This window comes from Thermus albus, from assembly GCF_022760855.1.
Lineage (GTDB): Bacteria > Deinococcota > Deinococci > Deinococcales > Thermaceae > Thermus > Thermus albus.
Map to the genome: position 1 here is coordinate 1 of NZ_JAKTNR010000020.1, position 11,056 is coordinate 11,056.

Annotated in this window: 10 protein-coding genes; 3 read left to right on the plus strand and 7 right to left on the minus strand. The window is 66.9% G+C overall.

The window, feature by feature from the left end; translation table 11 throughout:
* Window positions 1–92: 92 nt before the first annotated feature.
* From L0D18_RS11765 to panB, 5 genes are all read right to left on the minus strand, one after another.
* On the minus strand, window positions 93–1,250 hold the full coding sequence (locus L0D18_RS11765) for a cysteine desulfurase family protein (protein ID WP_341474599.1): 1,158 nt from the start codon (window positions 1,248–1,250) through the stop codon (window positions 93–95).
* 52 nt (window positions 1,251–1,302) lie between these two features.
* Window positions 1,303–1,749: an RrF2 family transcriptional regulator gene (locus L0D18_RS11770; protein ID WP_114314050.1), complete on the minus strand. Its 447-nt coding sequence runs from the start codon at window positions 1,747–1,749 to the stop codon at window positions 1,303–1,305.
* A 23-nt stretch (window positions 1,750–1,772) separates the two neighbouring features.
* Entirely contained in the window at window positions 1,773–2,579 is an 807-nt protein-coding gene (locus L0D18_RS11775; RefSeq protein WP_243029267.1) for a metal ABC transporter permease, read from the minus strand.
* On the minus strand, window positions 2,572–3,312 hold the full coding sequence (locus L0D18_RS11780; RefSeq protein WP_243029268.1) for a metal ABC transporter ATP-binding protein: 741 nt from the start codon (window positions 3,310–3,312) through the stop codon (window positions 2,572–2,574). The genes L0D18_RS11775 and L0D18_RS11780 overlap by 8 nt, the downstream gene beginning before the upstream one ends.
* 70 nt (window positions 3,313–3,382) lie before the next feature.
* Window positions 3,383–4,168: a 3-methyl-2-oxobutanoate hydroxymethyltransferase gene (gene panB / locus L0D18_RS11785; protein ID WP_243029269.1), complete on the minus strand. Its 786-nt coding sequence runs from the start codon at window positions 4,166–4,168 to the stop codon at window positions 3,383–3,385.
* Between the two features lie 30 nt (window positions 4,169–4,198).
* On the opposite strand from panB, the gene ruvB reads away from it, so the two are divergent.
* Complete coding sequence (gene ruvB, locus L0D18_RS11790) at window positions 4,199–5,170, plus strand: Holliday junction branch migration DNA helicase RuvB (RefSeq protein ID WP_243029274.1); 972 nt, start codon at window positions 4,199–4,201, stop codon at window positions 5,168–5,170.
* A gap of 3 nt (window positions 5,171–5,173) precedes the next feature.
* Complete coding sequence (locus L0D18_RS11795; protein ID WP_243029270.1) at window positions 5,174–6,211, plus strand: DUF4388 domain-containing protein; 1,038 nt, start codon at window positions 5,174–5,176, stop codon at window positions 6,209–6,211.
* Here L0D18_RS11795 and L0D18_RS11800 read toward each other — a convergent pair.
* The gene (locus L0D18_RS11800; protein ID WP_243029271.1) at window positions 6,208–7,560 is read right to left on the minus strand and encodes a tetratricopeptide repeat protein; all 1,353 of its coding nucleotides are present in this window, start codon (window positions 7,558–7,560) and stop codon (window positions 6,208–6,210) included. The genes L0D18_RS11795 and L0D18_RS11800 overlap by 4 nt on opposite strands.
* Before the next feature lie 73 nt (window positions 7,561–7,633).
* Here L0D18_RS11800 and ftsH point away from each other — a divergent pair, with 73 nt between their 5' ends.
* Complete coding sequence (ftsH, locus tag L0D18_RS11805) at window positions 7,634–9,487, plus strand: ATP-dependent zinc metalloprotease FtsH (protein WP_243029272.1); 1,854 nt, start codon at window positions 7,634–7,636, stop codon at window positions 9,485–9,487.
* Here the strand turns inward: ftsH and L0D18_RS11810 are convergent.
* Window positions 9,484–11,022: an FAD-dependent oxidoreductase gene (locus L0D18_RS11810; RefSeq protein ID WP_243029275.1), complete on the minus strand. Its 1,539-nt coding sequence runs from the start codon at window positions 11,020–11,022 to the stop codon at window positions 9,484–9,486. The genes ftsH and L0D18_RS11810 overlap by 4 nt on opposite strands.
* Window positions 11,023–11,056 lie beyond the last annotated feature (34 nt).

Here is an 11,056-nt window from a genome sequence, read left to right on the forward strand (position 1 = left end):
CGCATCATCCAGTTCCGCGATAGCCTCCCCAAGACCAGCGTGGGGAAGATCCTCAGGCGGGAGCTTCGCGAGGAGTTCGCCAAGAGGAACCCCTAGCCCCGGGCCCGGACCACCGCTTCCCGGAACACCTCCACCGCCCGGTCCACCTCGGCCTCGGTGGTGTAGCGGCCCAAGGAGAAGCGCAGGGAAGCCCGGGCCTCCTTGGGGGAGCGGCCAATGGCCAGAAGGACGTGGGAGGGCTCCAGGCTCCCCGCGGAACACGCCGAGCCCGAGGAAACCGCCACCCCCAGGAGGTCCATGGCGAGAAGCAGGGCCTCCCCATCCGCTCCCTTCACCGTCACGTTAACCAGCTTGGGAAGGCGGCGCTCAGGGTGCCCGTTGAGCTCCACCCCCTCCAGGGAAAACAGGCCCGCCTCGAGGCGCCTCCGCAAGGCCAGAAGCCGGGCGGACTCCTCGGGCAAAAGCCTTAGGGCCTTCTCCAGGGCCACCGCCATCCCCTGGGCCAAAAGGGGGCTTTGCGTCCCCCCCCGCCTTCCCCCCTCCTGCTTGCCGGGAACCAAGGGGAAGAGGTCCACGCCCTGGCGCACCACCAGGGCCCCGATACCCTTGGGCCCATAGAACTTGTGGGCGCTCAAGGAGACCAGGTCCGCCCCCACCTCGTCCACCCGGAAGGGCACCTGTCCGACGGCCTGCACGGCATCGGTGTGGAAGAGGACCCCGTGGGCGTGGGCGATATGGGCCATCTCCCGGATGGGGTAAAGGGTACCCAGCTCGTTGTTGGCGGCCATCACGCTCACCAGGATGGTGTCGGGCCTGAGGGCCTCCTCCACCTGCTCGGGGTAGACCAAACCGAAACGATCGGGCTTGAGCCGGGTCACGGAAAAGCCTAGGCGCTCAAGAAGCCGCAAGGCCCCCAAGACCGCGGAGTGCTCCACCTCCGTGCTCACCACATGCCCCTTCCCCTTGGCCAAGGCCACCCCCAGGAGGGCCAGGGCATCCGCCTCGGAACCCGAACCGGTAAAGACCACCTCCCGGGGGCGCACCCCCAGGAGGCCGGCAATCCGCTCCCGGGCTCCTTCCAGCACCCGTCGGGCCTCCTGGCCAAAGCGGTGGATGCTGTTGGGGTTGCCAAAAACCCCTTCCACTTGGCGCATGGCCTCCTGGACCTCGTTGTCCAGGGGCGTGGTGGCGGCGTAGTCCAGATAGATCTGCAAGGTATCCTCCTCTGCGGCCTTCGGCCCCACGTCCACGGCAAGCCCCCCTTGGGGCGGCCACCAGGGCTAAGCCGAAGCCACCTGGGACTTAACCCGTGGGCTGGAGCTGGATGAGGCGCTTGGCCTCAATGAGCTTCCGCTCCTCAATGAGGTCTTTCAGGGTGGTTCCCCCTAAGACCTGGCGCATGGCCAGGTCCACCCGCTTCCAAAGGAGTTCCGTGGAGCACTGCCCCACCTTGGCGCAGGCCTCGGGGTCCTCAATGCAGGACACGGGCGCCAGGCTTCCCTCCAAGGACTCCACCACCTCCAGGGCGGTCACCTTTTCGGGCGGGCGGGCCAGACGGTACCCCCCCTTGGCCCCCCGCACGGAGCGGATGAACCCCGAGCGCCTGAGCTGGGCGGCGATCTGCTCCAGGTAGTGCTGGCTGATGCCCTGGGCCTCGGCCACCTCCTTGAGGGGCACCGCCTCGGGAGCCCTGAGGCCAATCTCCACCAGAGCCCTCAGGCCGTACTGGGCCTTCGTGGACACCCACATGCCCCCAGTATACCGCAAAGGCCTCATTTCCCCCCGGAAAACACGGTTTTCACAAAGGCCAGGCCGAACAGGGCCGCCTGCAACAGCACGATGCTGGCCCCGCTGGGCCAGTCCAGGAGGAAGGAGAGAAAGAGGCCCAGGACCGTGGACAGGACCGACAGCGCTAGGGAGAGGAGGGTAAGCCCAGCAAAGGTGGGGCTTAGGAGCCTGGCCACCGCCCCGGGGATCACCAAAAAGGCCGCCACCAGTATGATCCCCACCACCTTCACCGCCAGCACCAGGCTCACGGCGAGGAAGCCGGAGAGGAGGTAGTCGTGGAGGACCACCGGTACCCGGTCGGAAAGGGCCAGCTCCCGGTCAAAGGTGGCGTAGGCCAGGGGCCCCCAGAGGGGCAGGAGGAGCAGGGCCAGGAGCAGGAGGAGGGCCATGGCCCAAAGGTCTGCCGACCCCACAGCCAAAAGGGAGCCAAAGAGGTAGCCCATGGCATCCCCCACGTACCCCTTGGCCTTGGAGAGGAAGACGGCCCCCAGGGCCACCGAAAGGGCAAAGAAGACCCCGATGGCGGTGTCCTCGGAGAGCTCGGTCTTCTCCTTCACCAAGGTGATGGCCATGGCCACCAAGAAGGTGAAGGGCAGGGCAAACCAAAGGGGTTCTCCCCTTAGGAAAAGCCCCAAGGCCACCCCAGCAAAGGCGGCATGGGCCAGCCCATCCCCCAGGAAGGAAAGCCGCCTTTGCACCACGAAGGGGGAAAGGAATCCGGAAAGAAGACTCACCAGAAGCCCTGCGCAAAGGGCCCGCTGGAAAAAGGGATAACCCAAAGCCTCAAGCATGCCCACCCCCCAGGTATAGCCCGTGGGCATGACCCAGGTGGCCGAAGGCCTGGCGTAGGCAGGCCTCGGTGAGGGCCTTCTCAGGAGGTCCAAACCCCACCACACGACGGTTCATCACCAGCACGTGGCTGGCGTGGTGGGCCGCCTCCCAGTCGTGGGTGATCATGAGCACCGTGGCCCCTGACTCCTGCTGGTAGGCCTCCAGGTACCGGTACAGGTCCACCTCCCCCACCCGGTCCACCCCGGTGGCGGGCTCGTCCAGAAGGAGGATTTTGGGCCTACGGATCAGGGCCCGGGCCAGATAGACCCGCTGGAGCTGCCCCCCGGAAAGCTTTCCCAGGGGGCGGAAGGCCAGCTCCTCGGCCCCCACCCGCCTTAGGGCAGAACGCGCCTCCTCCCGTTCCCTAGGGGAAAGACGGAAAGGCCAGCGCCGTCTAAGGCCCGTGGCCACCAACTCCAAGGCCAGGGCGGGGAAGGTGCGGTCAAAGGTTTTGATCTGGGGCACGTAGCCGAACCACAAAGGATCGGTTTCCGCTAGGGGGCGCCCCAGGACCCGAACCTCACCCCGGAAGGGCACCAGGCCCAGGATGGCCTTCAAAAGGGTGCTCTTCCCCGCCCCATTGGGGCCCACAATGGCCACGAAGGCCCCTTGGGGCACGTCCAGGGTGACGCCCTCCAGGGCCTGGAACTCCCCGAAGCGCACCGATAGGTTACGCACCTCGAGGGCCAACACGCAATAACGCTAGTCCATTCTCAACTAACCCGTCAAGCCCCGCCCCACCGGACCCAGGCCCATGAAAGCCCTAAAAGCTGTGCTCCTCCCCTGGGAAAACCCCTTCCCGCACCTCCTGGACGAATCGGGATAGGGCCTCGTGGAAAAGCCTTCCCCCCTCCAGGTACCGCTTCACGAACCGGGGCTTGAACTCCCCATAAAGCCCCACCACGTCGTGAAAGACCAAAACCTGGGCGTCCGTGTAAGGCCCGGCCCCAATGCCGATGGTGTGGACGGATAGTCTCTCCGTGACCTCCTTGGTCAGACCCGTGGGCACCATCTCCAGCACCACCCCGTAGGCCCCCGCCTCCTCCAGGGCCAAGGCCCCCCTAAGGATGCGCTCGGCCTCTTCAGGACGCTTCCCCTGAAGCCTGTATCCCCCAAGCTGGCTGGCCGTCTGGGGGGTAAGGCCCACGTGGCCCAAAACCGGAACCCCCGCCCGGGTGAGGCCCAAGACGATCCCCGCCACCTCCTCCCCACCCTCCAGCTTCACCGCATCCGCCCCGCCTTCCTTCATAAGCCTTTCCGCGGAAGCCAGCGCCCGGTCTAAGGTGGCGTAGGAAAGATAGGGTAGGTCCGCCACCAAGAAGGTATCCGGGGCGCCCCGCCTGGCCGCCTTGGTGTGGTGGAGCATCTCCTCCAGGGTGACGGGAACCGTGGAGGGGTAGCCCAGCACCACCATGCCCAGGGAATCCCCCACCAAGATGGCGTCCACCCCCGCGCTTTCCGCTAGGCGGGCTGTGGGGTAGTCATAAGCGGTGAGGTAGACGAGCCTTTGGCCCTTCGCATGGCGAAAGTCTTTTACCGTCCGGCGCACGGGAAGAGGCTATCATGAAAGGGCGTGGACGTGCACCCGGACCTCGCCCTAAGGCCCAAGACCCTGGACGAGTACATCGGCCAGGAGAGGTTGAAAAAGAAACTAAGGGTCTACCTCGAGGCCGCCAAGGCCCGGGGCGAGCCCCTGGAGCACCTCCTCCTCTTCGGGCCCCCGGGCCTTGGCAAGACCACCCTGGCCCATGTGATCGCCCATGAGCTGGGGGTCAACCTCCGGGTTACCTCGGGGCCGGCCATAGAGAAGCCGGGGGACCTGGCCGCCATCCTGGCCAACTCCCTGGAGGAAGGGGACATCCTCTTCATCGACGAGATCCACCGCCTAAGCCGCCAGGCGGAGGAACACCTCTACCCAGCTCTGGAAGACTTCCGGATGGACATCGTCATCGGCCAAGGGCCTGCGGCCCGCACCATCCGCCTGGAGCTTCCCCGCTTCACCTTGATCGGGGCCACCACCCGCCCGGGCCTCATCACCGCCCCCTTGCTCAGCCGCTTCGGCATCGTGGAGCACCTGGAGTACTACTCCTTGGAGGAGCTCTCCGAGGGGGTTAGGCGGGACGCCAGGCTTTTGGGGATCGCCATCACCCAGGAGGCCGCCTTGGAGATCGCCCGCAGGAGCCGGGGGACCATGCGCATCGCCAAACGGCTTTTCCGACGGGTGCGGGACTTCGCTCAGGTGGCGGGGGAGGAAACCATCAGCCAGGAACGGGCCCTCGAGGCCCTACACGCCCTCGGCCTGGACGAGCTGGGCCTGGAAAGACGGGACCGGGAGATCCTGGAAACCCTGATCCTGCGCTTTGGCGGCGGCCCGGTGGGCCTGCAGACCCTGGCCACCGCCCTTTCCGAGGACCCGGGCACCCTGGAAGAAGTCCATGAACCTTATCTCATCCAGCAGGGGCTCCTGAAGCGCACCCCCCGGGGAAGGGTGGCCACGGAGCGGGCCTACCGCCACCTGGGCTACCCCCCTCCCGTGGAACCCCTCCTCTAGGCCATGGTAAGGGCTACCCTGGAGGAACTGGACCTAGCGGAACTTCTGAAGGTCCTGGCCGACCACCGTAAAAGCGCCGTGGTCACCTTCCGGGGGCGCCTCTATGGCCGGATCCATCTCCTTCACGGACGCATCCTCTACGCCCGCACCGAACCGGGACCCCACCTGGGGGAGTACCTGGTGCGCCTTGGCCACCTTTCTCTGGATGAGGTTCAAGAACTGGTGGAGCGCCAGGGGCGGGAAAACCCGGGAACCCCCTTGGGAGCCTTGGCCCTGGAACTGGGCCTCATCGGGGAGGAGGAGCTTAAGGAGGCCCTGGAGGCCCAGGTCCTCGAGGCCCTGGCCACCCTGCTGGGGGAGAAGGAGGGGGAGATCCTGGCCGAGCCCCTGGTGGAAGGAAGCCAAGTGGCCCTTCCCCAGACCCTGGAAACCAAGGCTACCCTTTTGGAAGCGGCCCGGCGCCTGGACGAGTGGCGCCAAGGCCAGGTGGGCCCCGATGAGGTTTTCCACCTGGTGGAGGACCCCACCCGCCATCCCCTAACACCCGAGGCTTGGACGGTGTTGGAGCTACTGGATGGCGTCCGGCGGGCAAGGAGCGTGGCCCTCCTTTCCGGCCTTCCGGAGGAGCAGGTCTATCATCTCCTCTTTGAACTGAAAAGCCGGGGGCTGATCCGCCCTTCCACCCTGCTGGCGGACGACCCCCTGGTCCTGGTGTTGGCGGAAAGCGGGGTGGTGCGGCGGCTCCTTCTCTACCTCCTGGAGGCCCACCGCTACCGGGTGCAGCTCCCCTTGGACCTGGAGATGGCCCTACGCCTCCTCAAGGAGAGGCCCAAGGGCATCATCCTCCAGGGGGAAAGGGCCCTGGAGATGGCCAAGAGGCTCAGGGCCCACCCCGAGGGCAAGCTGGCCTCCTTGTACCTGGTGAGCGAAACCCCGCCGGGGCTTCTCTTCCGCCCCCTTAGGGTCTTGCACCTTCCCAAACCCCTAAAGGCCCAGGAGGTGCTGAAGGCCCTGGCCCCCTTGAGGCGCGGGGGAAGCTAGTTGGGCCGCCTCCCTTCCCGGAGAATGGCCTCCGCCCGCTCCCGGTAGGCCCGGAGGGCCTGGTGCCACTCGTCGGCGGGGTGGACATGGGGCAACACCGCCTCGGTGCGGGCCAGGATCTCCTCCGGGGAGCGGTAGCCCAGCTGGGCCAGGGTATCCACCACCATCTCCTGGGCCCCCACCCACTCCCGGCTTCCCTCCTCGGCGAGCTCCGCCACCTTGCGGTAATGGGCCAAGGCCTCCTCCAGGTGCATGAGGTCGTAGGCGATGTGGCCCAGGATGAGCTCCCCCGCGGCCAAAGCCCCTTCCGCCATGGCCTCCTGGGCTAGCCTTTCCGCCTCCTGGTACCGCCCCTGGCGATACAGGACCTCGGCCAGGTCCGCCAGGGCCTGGGCCCGGTAGGGGTAGCCTTCCTCCTTCAAGAGGGCCTTCAGGTATTCCTCGGCCTCTAGATGGCTCCCCTGGTCCAGGGCCGCCACCGCCATCTCGTGGAGGACATACCCCCTTTCCACCCCCTCCGCCCGGGCCAAGGCTTCCTGAAAGGCGGCCATGGCCTCGGGATAGCGCCCCAGGCGTAAGAGGATCTGCCCTTCCAAAAGGGGGGTGCCGTAGGCCTTGTGGCCGCTTTCCTCCTCCCGTCTTAGGGCCTCCCGCACCTCCTCCAGGGCCCGGTTGGGGTTATCCAGGAGGAAATGGGCCCGGGCCAGGAGGTAGTAGCGGGTGGCGGCATCCTCGAGGGGTTCTTCCCCCACGGCCTCCGAGGCCTCCTCCAGGGCCAGGAGGGCCCTTTCCCCCTCTCCCGCCTCCACCCACATGGCGGCGGCATCCAAAAGAAGCCAGTAGCGCTCCAGGCCCAAGGCCAGCTCCGCCCCCCTCTCGTAGGCCAAGGCGGCCTCGGGGTAGCGGCCAAGCTGTTCCAAGGCCCTTCCCTTAAGCCCCTCCGCCCGCCAGGCCAAAAAGGCGGGAAGCCCTTCCTTAAGGGTCCTTAGCACCTCCTCAAACCGGCCCAGGTAGAAGAGGGCCTGGGCCTGGTGGTACCGGGCCCGGGGGTCCTCCGTGGGGAGGAAAAGGGCCCGCACCTCCCCCTCCCCCCGGCCCTCGAGGGCCAAAAGCTCCCCCAAAAGGGCCCGGTACAGGGGATCGTACTCCAGCCCTCCAAACTCATAGGCCTCTTCTAGGGCCCGGTGGGCCTTCTCCCGCCCCTCCTCCCCGTAGAGGCTGTGCACCTCCGCCAGGAGGAGAAGGGCCTCTTTGGCCTCCTCCTTGGAGCCGAAAAGGGCCTTGCGGGTGAGGCGCTCAATGGCGGTATCGTAATCCCCGTGGTGCAGGGCCTCGAGGACCCCCCTCATCGCCGCTTGAGGATACCACAGCCCTCAATCCTCTCACCCTATAGGCGCTACCATAGGACCAGGGAGGTAGACCTTGCCGCAGCGGATTAACCCTTTCACCCTGATCTTTTTGCTCCTTCTAGGCTATCTGGCCTACACCGCCTTCACGGGCCCTCCGGCTCCCACCCTTTCCTACACCGAATTCCGTACCCTCGTGCGGGAAGGAAGGGTGGCCGAAGTAACCTTGGAGGACACCCGCATTCTGGGTACCCTTAAGGAACCCGAGCGCCTCCCCACCCCCCAAGGGGGAAGCCAGGTGGCGAGGCGCTTTGCCGTACCCCTGCCTCCGGCCCAGGTGGCGGACCCGGAGCTCCTACGCTTTCTGGAGGAAAACGGGGTCAGAATCCTCACCAAACCCCCTTCCTTCTGGCCCCAGTTCCTCCTCTACCTGGGCCCCACGGTCCTCCTCATCCTCTTCTTCTGGTTCTTCTTCATGCGGGCCCAAGGTGGGGCCGGCCAGGTGATGCAGTTCGGCCAGAGCCGGGCCAAACTCTATGGCAAGGAGAAGCAGGTGGGCACCACCTTCAAGGACGTGGCCGGCCACGAGGAGGCCAAGCGGGAGCTGATGGAGGTGGTGGACTTCCTCAAAAATCCCAAGAAGTACCTGGAGCTAGGGGCAGAAATCCCCAAAGGCGTCCTCCTGGTGGGGCCACCAGGAACCGGCAAAACCCTCCTGGCCCGGGCGGTGGCGGGGGAGGCCGGGGTGCCCTTCTTCTCCGTCTCCGCCAGCGAGTTCATGGAGATGTTCGTGGGGGTGGGGGCAAGCCGGGTGCGAAGCCTCTTTGAGGATGCCCGCAGGAACGCCCCCAGCATCATCTTCATCGACGAGCTGGACTCCATCGGCCGCAAGCGGGGGGCGGGCATCGGGGGTGGCCACGACGAGAGGGAACAGACGCTAAACCAGATCCTTTCCGAGATGGACGGCTTTGAGAAGGACACCTCGGTCATCGTCCTGGCCGCCACCAACCGCCCGGATATCCTGGATCCGGCCCTTTTGCGCCCCGGGCGGTTTGACCGCCAGGTGGTGGTGGGCCTTCCCGCCCTCGAGGAGCGCCGGGATATCCTCCTGGTCCACATGCGGGGCAAACCCATTGCCGAGGACGTGGACGCCCTGGAGTTGGCCCACCTCACCCCGGGCTTTTCCGGGGCCGACCTCAAGAACCTGGTAAACGAGGCGGCCCTGCTGGCGGCCCGGGCCGGCGCTAAGCAAGTCCGCAAGGAGCACTTCCTCAAGGCCCTGGACAAGATCGTCTTGGGCCTGGAGCGGCCCGCCCTAAAGCTTTCCGAGGAGGAGAAAAGGGCCGTGGCCTACCACGAGGCGGGGCATGCCGTGGTGGGGGAGGTCCTGCCCCACGCCGACAAAACCGAGAAGGTCTCCATCGTCCCTAGGGGCATGGCCTTGGGCGCCCGCTGGAGCAAGCCGGAGGAGAGGGTCTTGGTCTCCAAGGACCACCTCATGGACGAGCTGGCCGTCCTCATGGCGGGCCGGGTGGCGGAGGAGCTTTTCACCGGCACCGTGACCACCGGGGCCCAGGACGACTTCAAGCGGGCCACCCAGATCGCCAAGCGCATGGTTCTGGACTGGGGCATGGGGGAGCACTTCAGGAACATCGCTTGGGGTTCGGACTCGGGTCCCATCTTCCTGGGAGAGGAGATCGCCAAGAAAAAGGACCACTCCGAGGAAACCGCCCGCCTCATTGACCAGGACATCCGCAAAATCCTGGACGAGGCCTACGCCAAGGCCCGCCAGGTTCTCATGGCCCATGCGGAGGCCATGCACAGGATCGCCGAGGAGCTCCTCCGGGAGGAAACCATCCCCGGGGAGCGGGTGCGGGCCATCCTTAAGGAAACGCAGGCGGTGCAGAGGGCCTCGGAGGAAGGCGCCTAGCAAAGGGCAGGAAGGGCCCCTCTGGCCTCGGAAAGAAGGGCCTCTTTTGTGGGCTCATCCCACCCCAGGAGGGGGGCCATGAGGTCCACCACCCGGGGCAAGGCCTCCTCCGCCCGTTTCCGGTCCAAAAGGGCCAGGCCCATCCTGCGGACCAGCACGTCCAAAGGCTTTTGCGCCAGCTCCTCCCTTACGGCAAAGACCACCTCCCCCTCCAGGTAGGGTAGCCCTGGAAGCAGGGGCCGATCCCCCAGGGCCGCCACCTCCCCCGCCCGGGTGCCGTAGTGGCCATAAAGGTGCGCCGCCACCTCCTCCGGAAGGGGCAAGGGGGGCTTGGGCCCCGCCCCCAGGAGGGGGGTGCGGTGGCTTTGGGAGGGGGGAAGGTGGAGGGAGAGGTCCCGGGCCAGGCGTTCCAGTAGGTCCAAGGCCATGAGGCGGAAGGTGGTCCACTTGCCCCCGGTGAGGGTGTAAAGCCCCTTTTCCTCCACGATCAGGTGGTCCCGCACCAGCCTTTTGGTCTCCCCTTTCCCCACCAGGGGCCGGAGGCCCGCCCAGGCGGCCAGGACCCTGTCCGAAAGGTCCCCCAGGTAGGGACGGATCTCCTCCAGGAGGTAGGCCACCTCCTCCTCCCGGGGAAGAGGGCAGGCCCTGGCCTCGGCAGGGAGGTCGGTGGTGCCCAGAAGAGCCCTGCCCTGCCAGGGCAGGAGAAAAAGAACCCGGCCATCCCGCGTCCTGGGCAGGAGGAGGCCCACCTTTAAGGGGTAGTCTAGGACCAGGTGGGCCCCGCTGGAGGGGGTGAGGAGGGGTGGGAGGTGAGGGTCCAGAAGCCGGCGCACCCGGTCCGCCTGGGACCCGGTGGCGTTCACCACCGCCTGGGCCCAGACCTCCACCTCTTGGCCCGTAAGGCGGTCCTTCACCACCGCGCCCCGCACCCTCCCCTCCTTCAGAAGAAAGCCCGTGGCCTCCGCGTAGTTTAGGGCCACCGCCCCCCGGCCTAAGGCGGAGAGGATGAGGGCCAGGTTCAGGCGGTAGTCGGCGAACTGGCCGTCCTGGTAGAGGATGCCCCCCAAGGTGGGGGGGAGGTCGGGGAAAAGGACCCCCACCTCCTTGGGGGAAGCGTAGCGGCTTGGGGCCAGGCGCCTGGCCCCCGCCAGGAGGTCGTAGAGCTTTAGACCCACCCAATAATAGGGGAGCTCCAGGGGGCGGAAGAGGGGGGTGAGGAGGGTGAGGGGCCGCGCCAGGTGCGGGGCCAGGCCCATCACCACCTGGCGTTCCCCTAGGGCCTCCCGCACCAGGCGGAGCTGCTTGGGGTTCCGTTCCTTGAAGGCCAGCTCCAGGTAGCGCACCCCCCCGTGGAGAAGCTTGGTGGAGCGGCTGCTGGTGCCTATGCCAAAGTCCCCCGCCTCCACCAAGGCCGCCCGTAGGCCCCTCAGGGTGGCCTCCCAAAGGACCCCCGCCCCCGTGGCCCCACCCCCCAGGATCAGGAGGTCCCAAGGCCCTTTGAGCCCTTCCCAAAGCTCCTCGCGGCTTGGGCTCATCCCTCCTCCCTCGCCCAGCCCAGGGCCCGCTCCA